Source organism: Kitasatospora sp. NPDC094016, assembly GCF_040304045.1.
GTDB lineage: Bacteria > Actinomycetota > Actinomycetes > Streptomycetales > Streptomycetaceae > Kitasatospora.
The window spans coordinates 22,210-43,180 of record NZ_JBEOUK010000055.1 but is presented as its reverse complement, the minus strand read 5'-3'; the positions used below and the strand labels follow the sequence as shown (position 1 = coordinate 43,180).

Genomic DNA, 20,971 nt, shown 5'->3' with positions numbered 1-20,971 from the left:
GCGGACCGGCACCGTCCAGCTCCGCCGCGCAGCACATCATGATCATTCACGGAATCACGGTCAGAACCAGTTTCGGTGAGCAGCGCCAACGTCGTAGGCCGAGGCCGCCCGCTCGTTCGGTATGCGGGCCGTGTCAGCTGGTCAAGGGCGCCTGCGGCGGCGCTGCGCGCTGGCCTTCGGCCACCCTGGACAGTCCGCCCCGCCCCTGGATCTGGCTGGCTATCGGACGCCCCCTTCCGAGTGGCGTCCGTCCGCAGGTCAGAACGCCGCAGGGTGGGGAATCGCGCGAGCAGGTCTGAGCGGGCGTTTTGGTAGCCATCTTCCTGTATGCGGCTTTCACGCCCGTCCACTTTCGTGACACTACAGTCGATAGGAGAAGATCGCTCCGCCGTCGATCGCTGGTCGGGCTGTCCGTCTCATCCGCTTCTGGGCTCTGAAATCCGTCTGGTTTGAAGAAGTCATAGAACCGCCCAATAGACAGCGGAACGGGATCCTCCGCCGCATCCGTGCCGACGCTGTGCCGTGAGCCAGCGGAAGCCGTACCCCAGCGACCTGTCCGACGCCCGATGGGCCTTGATCGAGCCGAAAACTGACGGCCTGGAGAAAGGCCCGGCTCGACCGCCGGCCCGCCGGGAAATCGGCCCAGGTCGAACTGTGCGACGTCTTCAACGCGATCCTCTACGTCAACCGCACGGGAATCCCCTGGAAGTACCTCCCGCACGACTTCCCGAACCACTCCACCGTCTACGCCTACTACGCAGCCTGGCGTGATGAGGGAATCTTCGCGGAACTCAACTCGACCTGACCGGCCTGGCCCGTGTGAAGGAGGGGCGCAAGCCCGAGCCGACCGCGTCCGTGATCGACACCCTGAGCGTGAAAACCTCGACCAACGTGCCCCTGAGCAGCCAGGGGACGGACGCCGCGAAGAAGATCGTCGGCCGGAAGCGCGGCATCCTCACTGACACCATCGGCTTGATCCTCGCCGTGGCTGTCACCGCCGCGAGCCTGTCCGAGAACGCCGTGGGAATCCACCTCCTCAACCAGGCCAAGAAGACCTACCCGAGCATCTCCAAGAGCTGGGTCGACACCGGCTTCAAGAACGCCGTGATCGAGCACGGAGCCGGCCTCGGAGTCGACGTCGAAGTCGTTACCAGAAAATCCGACGTCCGCGGCTTTCGCATAGTGAAAAGGCGCTGGGTAGTCGAACGAAGTCTGGGATGGCTCATGCTGCGTCGTCGGCTGGCCCGCGACTGCGAGACCCTGCCGACCAGCTCCGCCAACCTGGCGAGGGACCTACTAGGGCATAAAGGTCAATCCGCCTACGTCAAACGCCCACTGAGACAGCGGGACACTGACGGCGGATCAGACAGATGCGGCCGTCGTGGACCAGGACCGCGCAGACCCGAACCCGGACCGGCTCGGCAACCGGGCCGGTGTTCGTCACCGGGCCCAGGCCGGGCAGGTAGGTGCGGGCCGGTGGCCGACCGGCTGGTGCGGGTGGTCGGCGACCGCAAGCTCCGGAGGAAGAAGACCGGCGCCGCCACCCGCCTCCTCGCCCTCTGCACCACCGCCCACACCCGCCCTGACGGCAGCCTCGGCCACGCCGAGGACGGCGGGATTCCGCTGGAGGCGCCGGCCGCGTTCTGCACCCTGCCGGTGGAGGAGATCGCCGAGCACGCCGACCTGCTGGTCGCCGGCGACTGGCTCGCCGAAGCCGACACCACCAGCGGACTGCTACGCGGTCGGCTCGCCGAGCACGTCTCTGATGCGGGGCAGCGAGGTCACGGACGGCGCGTGCGTGCCGGACGGCGAGGGCGAGTTGCTCGCCGTCCATCGCCTCCAGCGCGTCCCGCCCGGCGGCGGCCAGGCCGGGGCCGATCCCCTCCAACAGCTCCCGGGCCTGGTCGCATAGCCGTGGGGCTTGTTCGTCCTGGCGGCGTCGGCGTCGTTCCATGCCCTCGCACCGGCTGGCGCCAACTCGGCTTCACCTGAGTGTGATTGCCTCGCTCATCGGTTCGGGAATGCTGGCGACCGACCGTACAGGCGACCGAGGTGTCCGTCCGACATGAGCGATGCGGAGTCGGCCTGTAACAGGCGGCGGCCTTCGACCTCCACGAAATCACCTTCGCCGTGACGCTGTTGCGCGCGGCACGGCCTGCGGCCTCGTGGTCGCCGGGTTCGCTCAGCCGGCTTCCGAGCGGTCGTTCGCTGCCGCGTCCGCGATCCCGGCGCGGAGCAGTTGGTGTCCGAGGTCGATCAGGGCGCGGGCCGCGGCGTACTCGTCGCCGATCTCGGGGACGAGTGGGTCGTGCGGGTTGCGGCGGGCGGCGGTGCGGGACTCCAGGGCGTTGTCGCCGGTGTCGAGGACGGCGTGGACCTTGGTGGTGTCGCCCTCCTCGAAGAGGTCGAGGCGCAGGGTCCACTGCTTGGTGCGAATCGGTGTCGTGGCATTCGTGCTCATGTCCGGTCCTCTCGGGGCCGGGCGGGCTCGGGGCCAGCCCGGCCGGTCGGGTCAAGCGCCCCGCGTGATCTCGATCGTGCGAGAGGCCTTTTCGGCCGTGCCGATCGGTGCGCGGACGGTCAGGACACCCTGGTCCCAGGCGGCGGTGACGTCCTCCTCGGGGACACCGGCGGAGAGCCGGACACTGCGGGTGAACGACAGTAGCTCCACCAGCCGGGCGGCTTCGAAGGCGGTCACGGTGAGGTCGGCGTTGAGGTCATCAGTTCTGCGGCTTTCATGATGCGAGGGCCCGTTCGGCTCCGTCCAACGGAATCGTCGGTCAGCACGGCCGTGCCCCGGCACTCAGGGCCGGGCACGATGAACCGGGCCTCCTCCCATCCAGCAGACCGCCGCCGAGTGCGAGGCGGCAGGGCTGTTCGGCCCTCTGGTGGGCCCTATCTGCGGGGCGGCGCGGGCTAGCCCGGCGAGGCCGGACGCATCGGTGGGCACCGGTGCCGCTCGGCCGTGGGGCCAGGGCCTTAGGACCCTCGCTCAGCACCACCGGCTCGGCGGATGCTCGAATCACCGGCGCTCCCCGCCGAGAACAGGGAGTGATCAACCATGACCACCGAAACCGCCCTCACCACTGCGGATCTGCACCTGCTGGCCGAAGCCGGAGGCCTGGCGCCCTCGCTGCACAACAGCCAGCCCTGGCGCTTCCGTCCCACGCCCGACCTGCTCGGCCTGGAGGTCCGCGCCGACCTGAGCCGGGCCGTTCCGGCCGCCGACCCGGCCGGCAGGGCGCTGCACATCTCGATCGGCGCTGCCCTGTTCAACCTGCGCGTGGCCGCCGCCCATCTCGGGCGGGAGGCCGCCGTCCGGCTGCTGCCGGCCGGCGAAGGCGCGCAGCCGTGCGCCGTGCTCGACCTCTCCGCACCGGCCCGCACACCGCGGCCCCTCGGCGCCGACCTCTACCCGGTCATCGCCGGGCGCCACTCCAGCCGGCAGCCGTTCACCAATCGGGACGTCCCCGAGGCACTGGTCGCCGAGCTCATCTCGGCAGGCCGGGACGAAGGCGTCACGCTCACCGTGCTGGAGGAGGACGGGGTGCGCCGCGTGCTCGCCCTCACCTCCGAGGCCGAGGCCCGGATCGCCGCCGACGTCACCCGCGAGGCTGAGACCCGCCGCTGGCTACGGCTGGAGCCCTCCTGCGACGGCATCCCGCTCGCCGCCCTCGGCTCGCACGACCGCGACGCCCGCGTCCCGATGCGCGGCTTCGCCGGTCACCCGCCGCGCCACGGCACCCCGGCCGAACGCTTCGAGGCGCTGCCGCAACTGGCCACCCTCACCACCCACCTCGACAGCCGGGCAGACTGGCTGCGCACCGGACAGGCCATGGAACGGGTGTGGCTGCTGGCCACCCTCCGCGGCCTGCGCGCCTCCGTCCTGCACCAGGCTGTCGAGATCCCCGAGACCCGCTGGCGTCTGCGCGACCCGCACGAGGGGCCCGGGTACGTCCAGCTCGTGCTGCGCCTCGGCTACGGCCCGTCCGGCGCGGCCAGCCCGCGTCGCCGGGTCGAGGACGTCCTCGACCTGCCGGAGGGGTAGCCGGATGTTCCTCCGCCCGTCTCCTACTCGGGTGCGACGATCGGAGGGCCGTCGGGGCGGATGATCCGGCCGCTGATTCCCGTGGGCCGGATGCGCACCCAGGTGTCCCGGGTGCCGCCCGCCCAGGGGCGGGTGTCGGCGTGCCGCTGGAACCAGCTCACGGTCTCCTCGTCGGAGACGATCGAGGCGGTGCCGTTCACCAGGACGCTCCAGCCGGTGGCGAACACCTCGTCGAGCTGGTCGGCCTCGAAGGCGACCTCGTCGCCTGCCGTCCTGGCGAGGGTGCCGTCGTCGACGGTGCGGTAGAGGATGGTGGCGTCGAGCACGCGGTAGTTGACGGGCAGCGCCACGAGGCCGCGCGGTGCCGTCAGCACCACTCGGCCGACGCCGCCGGGGGAGAGCTTGGCCCAGCAGGCGGCCGGGTCCAACTCCTCCAGCAGTACGCGGGCGTTGGCCCGGGCGTGGCCGGACGGTACGTCGCGGCCGCCGCCGAGCAGGCAGCCGACCGTGGTGTCGAGCGCGTCGGCGAGCCGGGTGAGGGTGCCGACGCCGACCGGGACGGGGTGGGTTTCCAGGTACTCCAGGAACCCCGGGTCCAGGCCGCCGCGCTCGGCCACCAGCTCGCGGGTGAGCCCCAGCTGGGCGCGGCGGTGGGCGACCCGGCGCCCGAGGTCGCCGGGGTCGGCCGGGCGGGGGCGTGCCCCGCTGTCGTTCGCGGTCGTCATGGCGATCTCCCTGTTCAGACGGCTTCGCTGTTCGGGACGATCACCAGCGGGACGGTGCAGCGGTGCACCAGCGCGCGGCCGGTGGAGCCGAACAGCAGGCCGCGGAAGCCGCCGAGGCCCCGGCTGCCGATGACCAGGCAGCGGGCGCGGGTGGCGACGGCCGCCAGCATCGGGGCGGGAGAGCCGGTGAGCACCTCGCGCCGCACCCGGATGTCCGGGTACTTCTCCTGCCAGCCGGCCAGCGCCTCGGACAGGTCCACCAGGGCCTCCTCGACCAGGTCCGGCTGCGCGGCGTCGGCGGGGCGGCGGATCTCCACGGCCTGTACGTCGGCCCCGGCCAGCGAGGCCTCCTCGAAGGCGAAGCCGATCGCGGCCCGGGAGGCCTCCGAGCCGTCCACTCCGACGACGACGGGGCCGGGACCGGAGACGCCGTCGGTCGGCTCCGGGACGAGGGCGATCGGACACCCCAGGTGTCCGACCAGAGAGGCACCCTTGGACCCGATGGGCAGTGCGGAGTGGGCCTCCGTGAGCCGACGGATGCCGAGGACGAGCTGTGCGGCCTCGTCGGCTGCTTCGCGCAGCACCCGGACCGGGCGGCCCTCGACGAGCCGGGGGGTGATCTCCAGTCCGGGGTGGCGTTCGGAGGCCAGCAGCCGGGCGGTGTCCAGCAGCGTGTCGCCGGCGGCGCGGAGGCCGATCGTCCAGTGGTCCCCCACCTGCCGGCTGGTGGGCCAGTCCTGGGCGTGCAGGGGCTGGAGTGGCAGGCCGCGCCAGGCGGCCTCGTCCGCCGCCCAGCGTACGGCCCAGTGGCTCGCCTCGGAGCGGTCGACGCCCACGATCACGGGGCGGCGGGTTTCGAAGCCGTTCATCGCGGTCTCCTTTCGGCTCTGGCCGGCGCCGTCACCGGCTCCGCGAGGAGCCTTGACCACTCTCATTGTCGTGCGCTGTCGTACGCGTGGGGGAGGGCCGGTCGGGCCCGGAGACGCGGGCCGGTGGGCCCCGCCGGCTTCGAAGGGGCGGCTCTCCGCGACCAGGTCGGTGCGGCACGCCCCGAGCGCCCCCACGGTCGTCCCCGAACGCCCGAACGCCCGAACGCCCGAACGCCCGAACGCCGGTACGGCCGGGGCCGAGCGCTGCTCGCGCAGGGGCCGATCAGCCCAACCCGTGCCAAGGGGGACCTGTTGGAAGGGCCGTCGGGGCCGGACGGCCCCGTGCGGGACGACCGGTGTCGGCGGACAGTGGGATTACGGACCCGTCCGCCGAGGAGGGCCCGGCGGTGAACCGGAGGAGGACCGGTGGAGACGACGAGGCCACCGCTCGCGGAACTGGATCGACACGGCCTCGCCGTGCTGGTCGAGACGCTGAGGCAACGGGGGCTCACCGTCATCGGGCCCACTGCGCGCGATGGAGCGATCGTCCTCGCCGAGCTGGCCTCGGCGGACGACCTGCCGTACGGCTGGGGGGTCGAGGCCGAGGCCGGCACCTACCGGCTGCACCGGCGCGAGGACCGGGCGGCGTTCGCGCACTCCGCCGGGCCGCAGTCCTGGAAGACCTTCCTGCACCCGCCGCGCGCCAGGCTCTGGCAGGCAGACCGGGGGCCGGACGGCACCGTCTCGGTCCAGGAGGACGACGACCCGCCGCCCCGGTACGCCTTCCTCGGCGTGCGCCCCTGCGACCTGCGCGCGATCGCGGTGCAGGACCGGGTGCTGACGGGCGGCGCGTACGCGGACCCGGTCTACGGCAGGCGGCGGGCCGGCGCGTTCATCGTGGTGGCCGAGTGCACCGAGCCCAGCGCGGTCTGCTTCTGCGCCTCGATGGGTACCGGCCCGGGCCTGCCGGACGGTTCGGCGTACGACCTGGCACTCACCGAGACCGTGGAGTCCGACGGCCTCCGGTACCTGATCCGGGCGGGTAGCCCGGACGGCGAGGACCTGCTCGCCGAACTCCCCACCCGGCCCACCGATGGAGAGCGCGCCCGGAGGGCCGTCGCCGACGCCGCCGGGCGGATGGGCCGGGAGATGGACCCCACCGACCTGCGCTCGCTGATGGCCGGCACGATGACCGCCGAACGCTGGGACCAGGTCGCCGACCGCTGTCTGACCTGCGGCAACTGCACCATGGTCTGCCCCACCTGCTTCTGCACGACCACCGAGGAGGTCACCGACCTCACCGGCGACCACGCCGAGCGGTGGCGCCGGTGGGACTCCTGCTTCGACCTCGACTTCTCCTACCTGCACGGCACCGGTCCGGTCAGGTCCTCCGCCCGCAGCCGCTACCGGCAGTGGCTCACCCACAAGCTCGGCACCTGGCACGACCAGTTCGGCTCCTCCGGCTGCGTCGGCTGCGGGCGCTGCATCGCCTGGTGCCCGGTCGGCATCGACATCACCGAGGAGGTCACCGCCCTTCGGGCGGAGGCGGCGACCACCGGGGGAGCGCCATGACGCACCCGACCACCCCCGTGCCGTACCGGGTACTGGCCCGCCGCCGCGAGACCGCCGACACCGTCACCCTCGACCTGGCGCCGGCCACCGCACCGCTGCGGCCGTTTCGGCCCGGGCAGTACGCGATGCTGTACGCGTTCGGCACCGGGGAGATCCCGCTCTCCGTCAGTGGCAGCACCGGCGACACGCTCGGTCACACCGTCCGCGCGGTCGGAAAGGTCAGTGAAGCGCTGTGCCGGGCGAAGGTGGGTGACTGGATCGGGGCCCGCGGCCCCTACGGCACGGCCTGGCAGACCCCTCCCGCCGGGAGCGACGTGCTGATCGTCTCCGGCGGCATCGGGCTCGCCCCGCTGCGCCCACTCATCGAGGAGGTCCTCGGCCGGGTGGACGGATTCGGCACGGTCTCGGTGCTCGCCGGGTACCGCAACCCGGGCGAACAGCTGTTCCTCGAAGAGGTGCCGTCCTGGCGCTCCCGCGCGGACGTCCTGGCCACCGTGGACCACCCCGAGCCCGGCTGGCGCGGTGCCACCGGCCTGGTCACCGCCTTGCTGGACGAGGCCGACTTCCGCCCCGACCACTGCGCCGCCTACCTGTGCGGCCCGGAGGTGATGATGCGCGCGACCGCCCGGGAGCTCATCCGCAGAGGCGTCCCCGCCGAGCGGATCCGGGTCTCGCTGGAGCGCAACATGCGCTGCGCCACCGGCTGGTGCGGCCACTGCCAGCTCGGCCCGGTCCTCGTCTGCCGGGACGGCCCGGTCCTCGGTTGGGACCACGCCGACGGCCTGCTGTCCACGCCCGAGCGGTGAGCGCCATGGGCACCCCGCGCCTGGCGGTCTGGAAGTTCTCCTCCTGTGACGGCTGCCAGCTCACCCTCCTCGACTGCGAGGACGAACTCCTCGCGCTCGCCGGGAAGATCGAGATCGGCTACTTCCTGGAGGCGTCCCGCCGTGAACTGCCGCCGCCCTACGACCTCTCCCTCGTCGAGGGCTCCATCGCCGCCCCCGCCGACCTGGAGCGCATCCGCCGGGTGCGCGAGCAGTCCCGTTACCTGGTGACCATCGGCGCCTGTGCCACCGCCGGTGGCGTCCAGGCACTGCGCAACCTGGTGAGCCTGCCCGACTACCAGGCCGTCGTCTACGCCCACCCCGAGTACATCGACAGCCTCGACCACTCCACCCCGATCTCCGCCCACGTCCCGGTCGACCTGGAGCTGCGAGGCTGCCCGATCGACAAGCGGCAGCTACTGGAGGTCATCACCGGCTACCTCGCCGACCGCAAACCCGACATCCCCGCCCACAGCGTCTGCTTCGAGTGCAAACTGCGTGGCACCACCTGCGTCACCGTCGCCCACGGCACCCCGTGCCTCGGCCCGGTCACCCAGGCCGGCTGCGGCGCGCTCTGCCCGGCCTACGGGCGCGGCTGCTACGGCTGCTTCGGCCCGATGGAGACGCCCAACACCCGCGCCATGCTGCCGCTGCTGCGCCGCGACGGGGTGACGGAGGCGGACGCCGCCCGGCTCTACCGCACCTTCAACGCCGAGGCTCCCGGTTTCGCGGAGGCCGCCCGGGCGGCGACGGAGGAGGACAGCGGATGACCCACCGTTCCCAACGGCTGCTCACTGTCGGGGCGTTGGCCCGCGTCGAGGGCGAGGGCGCGTTGCACGTCGCGGTTCGCGGGGGCGAGGTGGAGGCCGTCCGGCTGGAGATCTACGAGCCTCCGCGCTACTTCGAGGCCCTGCTGCGCGGGCGAAGTTACACCGAGCCGCCCGACCTCACCGCCCGCATCTGCGGGATCTGCCCGGTGGCGTACCAGATGAGTGCCTGCCGCGCGGTCGAGGATGCCTGCGGGGTCGTGGTGGACGGCCAGCTGGCCCAGCTGCGAAGGCTGTTGTACTGCGGCGAGTGGATCGAGAGCCACACCCTGCACATCTACCTGCTGCACGCCCCCGACTTCCTGCACCTGCCCGACGCCCTGGCGCTGGCCCGCACCGACGCGGCCCTGCTCCAGCGCGGGCTGCGGCTGAAGAAGGCCGGCAACGAGATCGTCGAGACCCTCGGCGGGCGCGCGATCCACCCGGTCAACGTCCGGGTGGGCGGCTTCCACCGGCTCCCGACGCAGGTCGAACTCGACCACCTGGCAACAGTGTTGCGCCAGGCGCGGACGGACGCCGAGGACACCCTCGGCTGGGTGGCCGGGTTCGAGTTCCCGCCACTGACCGTCCGGCACGAACTGCTCGCCCTGACCGCCCCCGACGGCTACGCCATCGACTCCGGCACCGCCACCGCCGCCCTCTCCGGCACCTTCGCGCTGCGGGACTTCGAGCAGCGCGTCCGGGAGCACCAGGTGTCGCACTCCACCGCCCTGCACGCCACCCTCGACGGCCGGCCCCACCTCACCGGGCCGCTCGCCCGCTGGAACCTCGGCAGCGAGCGGCTGCCCGACGGCATCCGCGCCCTGGCCGCCGAGGCCGGGCTCGGCCCGCAGTGCGACAACCCCTTCCGCAGCATCGTGATCAGGGCGGTCGAGGTGCTGTGGGCCGTCACCGAGGCCCAGCGCGTCATCGAGCGGTACGAGCGCCCGCTCGCCCCGGCCGTGCCCGTCGCGCCGCGGGCGGGCACCGGTTACGGTGCCACCGAGGCCCCGCGCGGGCTGCTCTACCACCGGTACGACCTGGACGGCGCCGGCATCGTCCGGCGGGCCGTCATCGTCCCTCCGACCGCGCAGAACCAGAGCGCGATCGAGGCAGACCTGCGAGCCTTCATCCAGCTCCGGCTGCACCTCGACGACGCCGAGCTGACCCGCCGGTGCGAGCAGGCGATCCGCAACTACGACCCCTGCATCTCCTGCGCGGCGCACTTCCTCGCTCTCACCGTGGACCGGGGTTGAAGGGAGTGGGCGGCCAGCGGATCGTCGTCATCGGCGTCGGCAACGAGTACCGCCACGACGACGGCGCCGCCGTGGCCGTCGTGGCCGAACTCGCGGCGGGAGGCCTCGCCGCCGACCGACTCACCCTCTGCGACGGTGAGTCGACCCGACTCATGGAGCTGTGGGAGGGCGCCGACCTGGCGGTCGTGATCGACGCGGTGCACGGCCACCCGGGCGAGCCGGGCCGGATCCACCAGGTCACCGTAGACGCCGACCACCTGCTCGCCGACCCCCTGGCGGACGACGAGGCGGCCGCCGGGACCCACGGCCTGGGCCTCGGCCACGGTGTCGCGCTGGCCGCCGCACTCGGCAGGCTGCCGCGCGAGCTGCTGATCGTCGCGGTGGAGGGCGCGGACTTCTCGATCGGCGAGGGCCTGAGCCCGGTTGTCGCCGCCGCGGTGCCGCGCGTCGTCGCGGAGGTCCGCCGGGCGGTGGAAGGTCGCCGAGCGGAGGCTTCATGACACCGAACCGCCGACGGTCGAGGCCTGCGGCGCCGTGAACCGGTGCGACGGTGCACGGCGTCCGGGCCACTCAGTCCGCCGCCTCGGCGTCCGCCACGGCCCGCTTGACGGCGGCGAAGCTGTCCGGGGTGACGGAGATCGAGTCGATCCCGGCGCGGACCAGGAAGCTGGTGAAGTCCGGGTCGTTGCTCGGGCGTTGGCCGCACAGGCCGACGTGGCGGCCGGCCGTGTGGGCGGCGGCGATCAGGGACTCGATGCTGCGGGTGACGGCCGGGTTCCGTTCGTCGAAGAGGTGGGCGAGCAGGCCGGAGTCGCGGTCGACGCCGAGGGTGAGCTGGGTGAGGTCGTTGCTGCCGATCGAGAAGCCGTCGAAGCGCTCGGCGAACTGCTCGGCGAGCAGGATGTTGGCCGGGATCTCCGCCATCACGTACACCCGCAGGCCGTTCGTGCCCCGGGCGAGCCCGTTGTCGGCCATCACCGCCAGGACCTCGTCGGCCTCCTGCGGGGTGCGGCAGAACGGGATCATCACCACGACGTTGGTGAGCCCGAGTTCGTCCCGGGCCCGGCGTAGCGCCCGGCACTCCAGGGCGAAGCCCTCGCGGTACCCGGGGGCGTAGTAGCGGCTCGCGCCGCGCCAGCCGATCATCGGGTTGGCCTCGACCGGCTCGAACGGCGCGCCGCCGACCAGGCGGGCGTACTCGTTGGTCTTGAAGTCGCTGGTGCGCACCACCACCGGGTCCGGCCAGCGGGAGGCCGCGATCCGGGCGACGCCGTGGGCGAGCCGGTCGACGAAGTAGTCGGTGCGGTCCGGGTAGCCGTACGTCAGCTCGTCGACCAGCCGCCGGTCCTCGGCGGAGAGCCGCTCGGGGTGGACCAGCGCCATCGGGTGGACGCGCACCTGGTGGGCGACCACGAACTCGGTACGGGCCAGGCCCACGCCGTCCGCCGGCAGCCGCCACCAGCGGAACGCGGCCCCCGCGTCGGCGAGGTTGAGCATGACCTTCGTCCGGGTGGCCGGCAGCGAGCCGAGATCGGTGTCGGTCGCCTCGTACGCGACCAGTCCGGCGTACACGTGGCCGTCCGCGCCCTCGGCGCAGCAGACCGTCACCTCGTGGCCGTCCGCCAGCACGGCCGTCGCGGTCCCGGTGCCGACCACCGCCGGCACCCCCAGCTCGCGGCTGACGATCGCCGCGTGCGAGGTGCGGCCGCCGTGGTCGGTGACGATCGCGGAGGCCCGCTTCATCAACGGCTCCCAGTCCGGGTCGGTGATCCGCGTGACCAGGACCGCGCCCTGCGGGAACCGCTCCAGGCCGACCGGATCGGCCAGCGCGCACACCGGCCCCGCCCCGATGGCCTCGCCGACGGCGATGCCGTCCACCAGCCGCTCGCCCGTGCCGGTGAGCCGGAAGCGGCGCAGCACCTCGCCCCGGCGGCGGGACTGCACGGTCTCCGGCCGGGCCTGGACCAGGAACAGCCGTCCGGTGATGCCGTCCTTGGCCCACTCCAGGTCCATCGGGCAGCCGTAGTGCTCCTCCACGGCCACCGCCCACTCGGCCAGCGTGCGGATGTCACCGATGCCGAGCACCTGGGCCGCCCGCTCCCCGGGCTCGGTGTCGACGGTCCGGGTCGAGCCGTTCGCGGCGTACACGGCTTTGCGGCGCTTGGCCCCGAGCTGCACCTGGATCACCGGGTCGAGTCGGTGGTCCTTGAGCGTCGGTTTGAACACGGTGTACTCGTCCGGGTCCACCTGGCCGCTGACCACCGTCTCGCCCAGCCCCCAGGCGGCACTGACGATCACCACGCCGGGGAAGCCGGTCTCGGTGTCCAGGGTGAACGCCACGCCCGCGCCCGCGAGGTCGGAGCGCACCATCAGCTGGACGCCGACCGACAGGGCCAGGGAGAGCTGGTCGAAGCCCGTCCGCTCGCGGTAGTCGATCGCCCGGTCGGTGAACAGCGAGGCGTAGCAGCGCAGGCAGGCGGAGAGCAGGGCCTCCGTTCCGCGGACGTTGAGGAAGGTCTCCTGCTGGCCCGCGAAGCTCGCCTCCGGCAGGTCCTCGGCGGTGGCGCTGCTGCGCACGGCGACGTCGGGGTCCTGACGTCCGGCTTCACGGGCGAGCCGTTCGTACGCCTGCGCCACGTCCCGTTCCAGCGCCGGCGGCAGGGGCGTGGCCAGCACGGCGGAGCGGATCGCGCCGCCGACCTCGGGCAGCGGGGCGCCCTCGTGCAGGCGGTCGAGCTGCCCGGCGATCCGCTCGCGCAGGCCGCCGGTGTCCAGCAGCTCCCGGTAGGCGTCGGCGGTGGTCGCGAAGCCGTCCGGCACCCGGACGCCGGTGGGCCCCAGCCCGTTGATTAGCTCGCCGAGCGAGGCGTTCTTGCCGCCGACGAGGCCGACGTCCTCCCGGCCGAGGTCGCGGAAGGGGATGACACGGCGCATGGCTTCCTCCAGGCGCGCTGGCAGGGCGGCCCCATGGCGCCGGACGCGCCGGGGGCTCCGTCCCCGTCACTGTCCGCCCGGCCCGGAAGCGCGGGACAGTGCCGCAGGGGCTCGGGATCGGGTCCGATCGGCGGCTGGACCGGGGCCGTTGGACCCAGGGGCCGACCGTCCCGTCGCCTCGCCTCGTAGGCCGCGGTCGCCGTGCGGCCCCGCGGCCGGAGCCCACGGGCCCCACCCGCGACACCCCGGCCGGCCCCTCGGCCCGTCAGTCGGCGAAGAGGTGCGGGTTGGGCGGTACGGGCGCGGCGGCCTCGTGTTCGTGGCGGAAGTGGTGGATCCGGGCGTCCGGGCCGGGGAAGTACTCCGTCACCCGGTCGCTGTCGGACCAGCGTACGTCGTACGGCGGGCTGCCGTCCGGGTGGTGCAGGCCGACGATCTCGCCGTCCCTCCTGGCGGCGCCGGGCCGGGTGCCCTGGACGATGATGCGGTCTCCCACGGCGGCTTTCATGCCGTCCTCCCAGGGTCGGTACGTGGACGGGGCCGACCGTCCGTACCTCCATGGCACCACTGCGGGTGGGGTGGTGCAGGGGCCGGACGGTCCCGGGCCGGGGGCCCGCCGGCCCAAGCGGTCGATGCCCGACATGCGGTGTGCTGGGGGAGCGCAGGCGCTGCGGACGGCCCGCACCCCACGGAGGAGAACGAGATGAACGGCACCGACCGGACGACGGGCGAGCGGCGGATCGTCGTCGGCGTGGACGGCTCGCGCCCGTCCCGGGCAGCGCTGCGCTGGGCTCTGGGGGAGGCCCGGCTGACCGGTGCCGTCGTGGAGGCGGTGACCAGCTGGGATGAGCCGGGCGTCTACGGACGGGGCATCACGGTGTCCCTGGAGGAGTCCGACGCCGTCGCCGGGGCGGAGCTCGCCGAGCTGGTGACGCGGGAGACGGGCCGGGCTCCGGGGGCCGCCGTGCGGCAGCGGGTGGAGCACGGCAGCGCCGGCGAGGTCCTGGTGAAGCTCTCCGAGGGGGCCGCACTCCTGGTGGTCGGCGGCCGGGGTCTCGGCGGCTTCGTCGGCGCCCTGCTCGGCTCGGTCGCCCGGTACTGCGTCCGGCACGCCCACTGCCCCGTGGTCCTCGTCCGTGGCGACTTCGCGGCCGGCCCGGTCGGGGACGGGCGACCTGCGGCGAGGGGCCCCTCGGGCCGGTCACCAGGGCCGTCAGGCCCTCGGGAGACAGCGGCGGGCTCGGCAGACTGACCTACGACAGCACCTGCCACCCCGGCAGGGAGGAGGCGCGTCATGTCCGTCGCAGCCACCACGCACAGGCAGCCGGCCTCGCGCACGTCCCTGCGCCGGCACGTCCGCCGGGCCACCGGCCGGGACGGCAATCCGCTCTGCCGCCCGGTGGACCGGGCGTACAGCCGTCTGGTCGCGGGGCTGGCATTGACGATGCTCGCCGTGTTCGTGATGGCTTCGGTGGCGGCGCTCCTGGTGTTCGGCACGGAGACGCACACCGCGCAGCAGGTGGCCCGGCACCGGCACGTCGTCACCGCCGTCACCACCGGCGCGGCCCAGTCGGACGATCTGCGGGCGGGAGACCCGCAGGCGCACGCTCCGGCCCGCTGGACGTACCCGGTCGGACCGGGTGGCGGGGTCGTCCCGGTGCCGGAGGGCACGGTCACCGGGACGGCCGTTGCGACCGGGCTGAACGACGCCGGGAATCCGGTCGGCGCGCCCAAGGCGGCCACGGAGATCGTGTCGGATGCCGCCCTGGTGGGCCTGGGCACGGTCTTCGTGCTCGGGCTGGCGGCGGAGGGCGGCTTCGCGCTGCGCCGCCACACGCTGGACCGGCGGGCGGAGGAGGACTGGGAGCCTGCCTGGGAGCAGGTCGAACCGCTCTGGTCCGGGCGGAAGTGAGGGAGCGGTGCCGGGTGGCGGACCGGTGTCAGAGGTGGAAGCGGCGGGTCTCGCCCGGCCGGACCGTCGTCTGCGTGCCGCGCAGGCGGATCAGGACGGGTTCCTGGCGGTCCTCGCGCAGGCTCACCGCGACCGTGTGCCGGTCGACGGCGATGGTGAGTCCCCAGTGGCCCCGGTAGCGCAGGTCCAGCTCCAGGCGGCCGAGGGCGGAGGGCAGGTGCGGGTCGAGCCAGAGCGCGTCCTCGCGGACCTCCAGGCCGGTGTAGCAGCGCTGCAGCAGGTCGACCGCGCCCGCCATCGCGCCCAGGTGGACGCCCTCCGCCGTCGTTCCGTGCTGGCTGTCGCGGAGGTCGGCCGCCAGGGTGTCGCGGAAGTACCGCCAGGAGGCGCGGCGGTCGGAGCGGGTGAGCACCCAGGCGTGGACGACGGAGCTGAGGGTGGAGCCGTGGACGGTGCGCCGCAGGTAGTAGTCGGTGGTGCGGCGGAGCAGTTCGTGGCCGGCGGGGTAGCCCAGGTGCCGCAGCAGGTCGCGGACCTCGCGGGCGGAGAACAGGTACCAGAGCATCAGGGTGTCGGCCTGTTTGGACGCCTTGTAGCGGTTGACGGTGTCGCCCTCGGCCTCCAGGATCCGGTCGAGGCGGCGCAGGTCGGGGTAGCGGCGCCGGTAGGCCTGCCAGTCGAGTTCGGCGAGCCGCTGGTAGCCGTCGAACTGGCTCAGGACACCGTCGTGGAACGGGACGTGGAGGTGGCGGCCGACCTCCTGCCAGCGGTCCAGTTGCAGGTCGTCGAGGGCGAGGCGCTCACGTAGTTCGTCGCGCCGGTAGCCGGGCAGGACGTCCAGGGCGTCCTGGGCCCGGGCCAGCACCCAGGAGGCCAGCACGTTGGTGTAGGCGTTGTCGTCCAGACCGGGCCGGTCGGCCCCCGGGTAGGCGTCGTGGTACTCGTCGGGGCCGAGCACACCGCGGATCGACCAGCGCCCGCGCCCCCGGTCGTAGACGGCGGCGGAGGACCAGAACCGGGCGATCTCCAGCAGCGTCTCGGCACCCGCCGAGGCGAGGAAGTCCCGGTCCCCGGTGGACTGGTAGTACTGCCACACGTTGTAGGCGACGGCGGAGCCGACGTGCCGCTGGAGGTGGCTGTGGTCGGGCAGCCAGCGGCCGGACAGCGGGTTCAGGTGCAGCTGCTGGGATTCCTCGCGACCGTCGCTCGCGCTCTGCCACGGGTACATCGCCCCGCGCAGGCCGATCCGGCGGGCCTCCTGGCGGGCGGCGTCGAGGCGGCGGTGGCGGTAGCGGAGCACGGCGCGGGCGAGTTCGGGGAAGCGCAGGTTGAGCAGCCGCAGGACGAACAGCTCGTCCCAGAAGACGTGTCCCCGGTACGCCTCGCCGTGCAGCCCGCGGGCCGGGACGCCGGCGTCCAGGTCGATCGAGTGCTCGGAGTAGGTCTGGAGCAGGTGGAACAGGTTCAGGTGCAGCGGACCGGTGCCGTCGAAGTCCGCCTCGATCCGGCATCGACGCCACAACTCCGCCCAGCGCAAGGCGTGTTCGGCCAGCAGATCGTCGAAGCCCCCGGCCTCGGCGGCGAGCAGCCGGGAGGCGTGCAGCGGGGTCTCGATCGCCCGGTCGCGGGAGGTGTGCAGGGCCACGGTCTTCTCCACTGTCACCGGCCGACCGAGCTGGGCCCGCACGGTGAGAAGGTGGGCCGCCCAGCCGTCACGGCACTCGGCCGTCACCGTGGCCCGTCGCGCCCTGGTCCGGGCGCAGAGGGCGATCCGAAGGGGCGAGCCGGCCGCGGCGGCCTCCAGCCAGAGCAGCCCGTCGCCGTCCACGCCCTGGCCGGCCGTGACGAGGTGTTGCTCGGACAGCCCCCGGTAGCGGGCGACGCCGGTGTTGGCGACGGCGCCGTCCAGCGCTGAGCGGACCTCCAGCGCACCCGTCCAGTTCTCCGGTGTGAACGTGCTCTCCAGGGCGAGCAGGTGCGGCCGGGCCTGGCTGGCGAGGCGGCGCTGGACCAACCGGGTCCGTCGGCCCTGGCCGTCGACCACGAGGGCGGTGCGGGTCAGCAGGCCCCGGCGCAGGTCCAGCTCGACGGTCTGTTCGGCGGGCGGACCGGCGAACCAGGCGCCGCCGACCGGGCGGAAGGTCAGCGGCAGCCAGTTCGGGCAGTTGACCAGGTCCTAGTTGGTCACCGCCCGCCCCGCGACCGTCGACTCCGCCCGGTCGTAGCAGCCCGCCAGGTACGTCCCCGGGTAGTGCACCCCGTCCGCGAACGCCTCCGGCGCGGCACCCCGGCTGACCACGTAGCCGTTGCCGACCGCGCACAGCACCTCCCGCAGACCCTCCTCGGCCGGATCGAAGCCCCGGTAGCGGAGCGTCCAGGGGGCGGGCATGACGGGGTACCCCGCCGGTGTGTGCGTTGCCACGACGAGACCTCCGCTGCCGACCGGCCTGACCCCAGTCTGCGCAACGCCCGACCGGCCCGCCCCTCGGACGGTGCGCGGCCGGGCCGCCGGTCGGCCGGGCGGGCGGGGCCGGTCGGCCCTCCCGTGGCCGTGGCCGGGCGTGGAGGCTGGAGGAGACCGATCGGCGAGGGCCGAGGAGGCGTGCCATGTCCACCGTTCATCCGCCGCGCAGCACCGCCGAGGCGCTGTTGGCCGACGGCACCACCGTCGGGATCCGCCCGCTCGGCCCGCGGGACCACCAGGCGGTGCTCGACCTGCACACCGACGGGATGTCCGAGGAGAGCCGTCGGATGCGGTTCTTCGGGGTGAGCCGCAACGCGCCGGGGCAGGCCGCCGACCGGCTGTGCGGGCCGCCGCGCCCCGGCCTGCTGGCGCTGGGGGCCTGGATGGGGGAGGAACTGCTCGGCGAGGCCGACTGCGAACTGCTGGACGACCCGCCGGAGACGGCGGAGCTGGCGCTCGCGGTGGCTGACCACTGGCACGGCCGAGGCGTCGCCACCCTGCTCCTGGAGCACCTCGTGCACGCCGCCCGGGCGGCCGGCATCCGCGCCTTCGAAGCCGACACCCTGTTCGGCAACCGCGCGGTGCACAAGGTCTTCGCCGACCTCGGCCTGCCCGTCCAGCGTCGCTTCGCGCAGGGCGAGCTCAGGCTCCGGGTCCCGCTGGAGGAGGCGGACGAGCGCTACCGCGCCGCGGTCGACGAACGCGGGCGCCGGGCCGACCTGGCGAGCCTGGCGGCACTGCTGCGCCCGGCCTCGGTCGCGGTGGTCGGGGCGTCCCGCCGGGAGGGGTCGGTCGGGCGGACCGTCCTCGGGAAGATCCGGCAGGGTGGCTTCACCGGGCCGGTCTGGGCGGTCAACCCGCACGCGGACGAGGTCGGCGGCGAGCGCGCGTACCCGTCCGTCGGCGCGCTGCCCGCCGTGCCGGACCTCGCGGTGCTGGCCGTGCCCGCCGTCGCGGTCCCAGCGGTGGCCGAGGAGTGCGGCGCCGTCGGGGTCCGGGCGCTGGTGGTGCTCACCTCCGGGCTCGGGCCGCAGGAGGCCCGGCGGCTGATGCGTGCCTGCCGCCGCCACAGCATCCGCCTGGTCGGGCCGAACAGCCTGGGCATGGCCCAGACCGAACCCGCGATCCGGCTGGACGCCGAGTTCGGCGGCGCCTTCCCCCGGCCGGGCAGCGCCGGGGTGGCCGTCCAGAGCGGCGGGGTGGGGATCGCGCTGCTCTCGCGGCTGGCCTGGCTGGGCATCGGGGTGTCGAGCTTCGTCTCGCTCGGCGACAAGTACGACGTCAGCGGCAACGACCTGCTCCAGTGGTGGGAGGCGGACGGCCGGACCGATCTGGCGCTGCTCCACCTGGAGTCCTTCGGCAGCCCGCGCGCCTTCGCCCGCACCGCCCGCCGCGTGACCCGGACCATCCCGGTGCTCACCGTCGACGCCGGACGCTCGACGGCCGGCCGCCGGGGCGCCGCCTCGCACACCGCGGCCGCCGCCACCCCCACCGTGACCCGGGAGGCGCTGTTCCGGCAGGCGGGCATCACGGCCACCCGGAGCATCGAGGAACTCGTCGAGGCCGCCGCCCTGTTGCACGCCCAGCCGCTGCCCGCTCCGCGCGGCGCGTTCGCGGTGGTGTCCAACGCCGGGGGCATCGGCATCCTGGCCGCCGACGCCTGCGTCGAGGCGGGCCTGGAACTGCCCGAACTCCCGGTGGAACTGGGGGATCTGCTTCCGCCCGGCGCCTCCGTCCGTAACCCGGTGGACACCACGGCGGCGGTGCATCCCACCGAACTCGCCATCTTCCTCCGCGCGTTGGAGCGCGAGGAGGCCGTCGACGCGATCCTGGTGTGCCTGGCCCCGACGGCGCTGTGCGCCACCCCCGCGCAGGAACCGGTGCGCGCCCTGCTGGAGGCCCCGGCCCGGCGACGCGTCCCGATCGCCGCCGTGCTGCTCGACCAGCAGGTGCCCGTGCGCTACCGCGGCTGCGCCGACGGCGGCATGCTGCCGGCCTACTCCGACACCCTCGCCGCCGCCCGCGCCCTCGCGCACGCCCGGGACCGCGCCCGGTGGCTCGCCGAAGCCCCCTCCGCGCCCGCCGAAGCCCCGGACTGCGACCGGCGCACCGCCCGCAGCCTGGTCGACGGCTACCTCACGACCCACCCCGAGGGCGGCTGGCTCGACCCGCTGACCACCGCCGATCTGCTGGAGGCCTACGGGCTGCCGCTGACCACCACGGTCTGGGCCCGCGACGAACACGCGGCCTCCGTCGCCGCCACCGGCCTGCGTCGGCTCGGGCACGAGGGGAAGGCGGCCATGAAGGCGTACTGGCCCGGCCAGGTGCACAAGAGTGCGCTGGGCGCCGTCCGCACCGACCTGGCCACCGATGCCGAAGTGCGCTGTGCCTACCGCGAGTTCACTCAGAAGTTCGGTCCTCAGCTGGCCGGGGCGGTGGTCCAGCCGATGGCGGCGCCCGGGGTGGAACTGCTCGCCGGCGTGGTCCAGGACCGGGTCTTCGGCCCGCTCGTCGTCCTCGGGGCCGGCGGCACCGCCGCCGACGTCCTGGCCGACCGGGCGGCCCGGCTCGCCCCGCTCAGCGAACGCGACCTCACCACCATGGTCACCGAACTCCACAGCGCACCGCTGCTGTCGGGCAGCGGCGGCGCGCCCCCAGTGGACCTCGCCGCCGTGCGGTCCGTGCTCGCCCGGCTGTCCCGGCTGGCCGACGACCTCCCGGAACTCGTCGAGGCCGACCTCAACCCCGTCATCGCCCGGCCCGACGGCGCGCTCTGCGTGGACGCCCGGGTCCGCCTCGAACCGAGGCCGTCCTTCGACCCCTACCTGCGGAGGCTGCGCCGGCCGGCGGCCACCGAGGGGAAGTGAGCACCGTGAAGCACAGCATCCTCGACGGCACGTCGGCCGACACCTTCCCGGCCCCCGGTTCCGCGCGACCGCCCGGCAGGACCCGGGTCGGCGACTGCATGAGCCGCCCCGGCGTCGCCGTCACCCCGGGCACCGACTTCGCCACCGTCGCCGCCGTGCTGAGCGCCTCGCGGCGCGGCATCGTGCCGGTGGTGACGGCGGACGGCACGGTCACCGGCGTGGTCGCCGTGTCCGACCTGCTCGCCGCCTACGCCGAGGAGGACCGCGAGGGCGAACTGCTCGCCCGCGACCTGATGGCCTCCCCCGGGGTCACCGTCACGGACGACACCGGCATCGTCGAGGCGGTGGCCCTGCTGGCCGGGCGCTCGCTGCACCACCTGCCCGTCGTGGACGGCGACGGCCGGCTGGTCGGGCTGCTGTCCTCGCACGACCTGCTGGACGCCTTGCGTCGCGTCGACGAGGAGATCAGGGCCGAGGCTCTCGAACTCGCTCTGACCCCCGGCAGCGGTGTCGCCCCGAGCTCGCTGCACGTCCGCTGCGAACGCGGCCGGGTCGCGGTGACCGGACGCACCCGCACCCGCAGTGACGCCGCGGCGCTCTGCCTCCAGATCGCCCGCATCGAGGGACTCGCCGGCCTCGCCGACCACCTCGCCTGGGACCTCGACGACGGCGTTCCGCCGGTCGGTTGACCGCG

At 74.0% G+C, this 20,971-nt stretch carries 16 protein-coding genes and 2 pseudogenes; 11 read left to right on the top strand and 7 right to left on the bottom strand.

The window, feature by feature from the left end:
* Positions 1-522: 522 nt before the first annotated feature.
* Positions 523-1,275 (top strand): annotated as a pseudogene (locus tag ABT015_RS33495) (IS5 family transposase); the annotation flags it as partial.
* Positions 1,276-2,182: 907 nt separating this feature from the next.
* On the opposite strand, the gene ABT015_RS33490 reads toward ABT015_RS33495, so the two are convergent.
* Complete coding sequence (locus tag ABT015_RS33490) at positions 2,183-2,461, bottom strand: dsRBD fold-containing protein (protein WP_350885936.1); 279 nt, start codon at positions 2,459-2,461, stop codon at positions 2,183-2,185.
* A 51-nt stretch (positions 2,462-2,512) separates the two neighbouring features.
* Positions 2,513-2,698, bottom strand: a complete 186-nt coding sequence (locus tag ABT015_RS33485; RefSeq protein ID WP_350885934.1) for an Hsp20 family protein — start codon at positions 2,696-2,698, stop codon at positions 2,513-2,515.
* A gap of 363 nt (positions 2,699-3,061) precedes the next feature.
* On the opposite strand from ABT015_RS33485, the gene ABT015_RS33480 reads away from it, so the two are divergent.
* Entirely contained in the window at positions 3,062-4,048 is a 987-nt protein-coding gene (locus tag ABT015_RS33480; protein WP_350885932.1) for an Acg family FMN-binding oxidoreductase, read from the top strand.
* 23 nt (positions 4,049-4,071) lie between these two features.
* On the opposite strand, the gene ABT015_RS33475 is transcribed toward ABT015_RS33480, so the two are convergent.
* Together ABT015_RS33475 and ABT015_RS33470 are read right to left on the bottom strand one after the other, a co-directional pair.
* Positions 4,072-4,773, bottom strand: coding sequence for a helix-turn-helix domain-containing protein (locus ABT015_RS33475; RefSeq protein WP_350885930.1), 702 nt, complete (start codon positions 4,771-4,773; stop codon positions 4,072-4,074).
* 14 nt (positions 4,774-4,787) lie between these two features.
* Positions 4,788-5,642, bottom strand: coding sequence for a universal stress protein (locus ABT015_RS33470; protein WP_350885928.1), 855 nt, complete (start codon positions 5,640-5,642; stop codon positions 4,788-4,790).
* Between the two features lie 426 nt (positions 5,643-6,068).
* On the opposite strand from ABT015_RS33470, the gene ABT015_RS33465 reads away from it, so the two are divergent.
* The 5 genes from ABT015_RS33465 to ABT015_RS33445 are packed head-to-tail and all read left to right on the top strand — an operon-like array spanning position 6,069 to position 10,600.
* On the top strand, positions 6,069-7,214 hold the full coding sequence (locus tag ABT015_RS33465) for a 4Fe-4S dicluster domain-containing protein (RefSeq protein ID WP_350885926.1): 1,146 nt from the start codon (positions 6,069-6,071) through the stop codon (positions 7,212-7,214).
* Positions 7,211-8,020, top strand: a complete 810-nt coding sequence (locus tag ABT015_RS33460) for an FAD/NAD(P)-binding protein (RefSeq protein WP_350885924.1) — start codon at positions 7,211-7,213, stop codon at positions 8,018-8,020. Before ABT015_RS33465 ends, ABT015_RS33460 begins: the two co-directional genes overlap by 4 nt.
* Positions 8,021-8,025: 5 nt before the next feature.
* Entirely contained in the window at positions 8,026-8,808 is a 783-nt protein-coding gene (locus ABT015_RS33455; protein WP_350885922.1) for an NADH-quinone oxidoreductase subunit B family protein, read from the top strand.
* Positions 8,805-10,100 (top strand): Ni/Fe hydrogenase subunit alpha, encoded by a 1,296-nt coding sequence (locus ABT015_RS33450; RefSeq protein ID WP_350885920.1) that lies wholly within the window; start codon positions 8,805-8,807, stop codon positions 10,098-10,100. Before ABT015_RS33455 ends, ABT015_RS33450 begins: the two co-directional genes overlap by 4 nt.
* A gap of 5 nt (positions 10,101-10,105) precedes the next feature.
* On the top strand, positions 10,106-10,600 hold the full coding sequence (locus ABT015_RS33445; RefSeq protein WP_350885956.1) for a hydrogenase maturation protease: 495 nt from the start codon (positions 10,106-10,108) through the stop codon (positions 10,598-10,600).
* 70 nt (positions 10,601-10,670) lie between these two features.
* On the opposite strand, the gene ppsA is transcribed toward ABT015_RS33445, so the two are convergent.
* The gene (gene ppsA, locus ABT015_RS33440) at positions 10,671-13,034 is read right to left on the bottom strand and encodes a phosphoenolpyruvate synthase (protein WP_350885918.1); all 2,364 of its coding nucleotides are present in this window, start codon (positions 13,032-13,034) and stop codon (positions 10,671-10,673) included.
* Positions 13,035-13,299: 265 nt separating this feature from the next.
* On the bottom strand, positions 13,300-13,542 hold the full coding sequence (locus ABT015_RS33435; RefSeq protein WP_350885916.1) for a DUF1918 domain-containing protein: 243 nt from the start codon (positions 13,540-13,542) through the stop codon (positions 13,300-13,302).
* A gap of 195 nt (positions 13,543-13,737) precedes the next feature.
* Between ABT015_RS33435 and ABT015_RS33430 the strand changes: the two genes are divergently transcribed.
* Positions 13,738-14,286, top strand: a complete 549-nt coding sequence (locus ABT015_RS33430; RefSeq protein WP_350885914.1) for a universal stress protein — start codon at positions 13,738-13,740, stop codon at positions 14,284-14,286.
* Positions 14,287-14,328: 42 nt separating this feature from the next.
* Complete coding sequence (locus ABT015_RS33425) at positions 14,329-14,946, top strand: Rv1733c family protein (protein WP_350885912.1); 618 nt, start codon at positions 14,329-14,331, stop codon at positions 14,944-14,946.
* Positions 14,947-14,974: 28 nt separating this feature from the next.
* Here the strand turns inward: ABT015_RS33425 and ABT015_RS33415 are convergent.
* Positions 14,975-17,335 (bottom strand): annotated as a pseudogene (locus ABT015_RS33415) (glycoside hydrolase family 65 protein).
* A 218-nt stretch (positions 17,336-17,553) separates the two neighbouring features.
* On the opposite strand from ABT015_RS33415, the gene ABT015_RS33410 reads away from it, so the two are divergent.
* Entirely contained in the window at positions 17,554-20,277 is a 2,724-nt protein-coding gene (locus ABT015_RS33410) for a bifunctional acetate--CoA ligase family protein/GNAT family N-acetyltransferase (RefSeq protein ID WP_350885910.1), read from the top strand.
* The gene (locus ABT015_RS33405) at positions 20,274-20,966 is read left to right on the top strand and encodes a CBS domain-containing protein (RefSeq protein ID WP_350885908.1); all 693 of its coding nucleotides are present in this window, start codon (positions 20,274-20,276) and stop codon (positions 20,964-20,966) included. Before ABT015_RS33410 ends, ABT015_RS33405 begins: the two co-directional genes overlap by 4 nt.
* Positions 20,967-20,971: the final 5 nt, after the last annotated feature.

Coding starts and splice junctions, on each gene's coding strand:
- ABT015_RS33410 (WP_350885910.1), top strand. CDS start 17,554: ATGTCCACCGTTCATCCGCCGCGCAGCACCGCCGAGGCGCTGTTGGCC.
- ABT015_RS33455 (WP_350885922.1), top strand. CDS start 8,026: ATGGGCACCCCGCGCCTGGCGGTCTGGAAGTTCTCCTCCTGTGACGGC.
- ABT015_RS33435 (WP_350885916.1), bottom strand. CDS start 13,542: ATGAAAGCCGCCGTGGGAGACCGCATCATCGTCCAGGGCACCCGGCCC.
- ppsA (WP_350885918.1), bottom strand. CDS start 13,034: ATGCGCCGTGTCATCCCCTTCCGCGACCTCGGCCGGGAGGACGTCGGC.
- ABT015_RS33460 (WP_350885924.1), top strand. CDS start 7,211: ATGACGCACCCGACCACCCCCGTGCCGTACCGGGTACTGGCCCGCCGC.
- ABT015_RS33470 (WP_350885928.1), bottom strand. CDS start 5,642: ATGAACGGCTTCGAAACCCGCCGCCCCGTGATCGTGGGCGTCGACCGC.
- ABT015_RS33480 (WP_350885932.1), top strand. CDS start 3,062: ATGACCACCGAAACCGCCCTCACCACTGCGGATCTGCACCTGCTGGCC.
- ABT015_RS33430 (WP_350885914.1), top strand. CDS start 13,738: ATGAACGGCACCGACCGGACGACGGGCGAGCGGCGGATCGTCGTCGGC.
- ABT015_RS33475 (WP_350885930.1), bottom strand. CDS start 4,773: ATGACGACCGCGAACGACAGCGGGGCACGCCCCCGCCCGGCCGACCCC.
- ABT015_RS33490 (WP_350885936.1), bottom strand. CDS start 2,461: ATGAGCACGAATGCCACGACACCGATTCGCACCAAGCAGTGGACCCTG.
- ABT015_RS33425 (WP_350885912.1), top strand. CDS start 14,329: ATGTCCGTCGCAGCCACCACGCACAGGCAGCCGGCCTCGCGCACGTCC.
- ABT015_RS33450 (WP_350885920.1), top strand. CDS start 8,805: ATGACCCACCGTTCCCAACGGCTGCTCACTGTCGGGGCGTTGGCCCGC.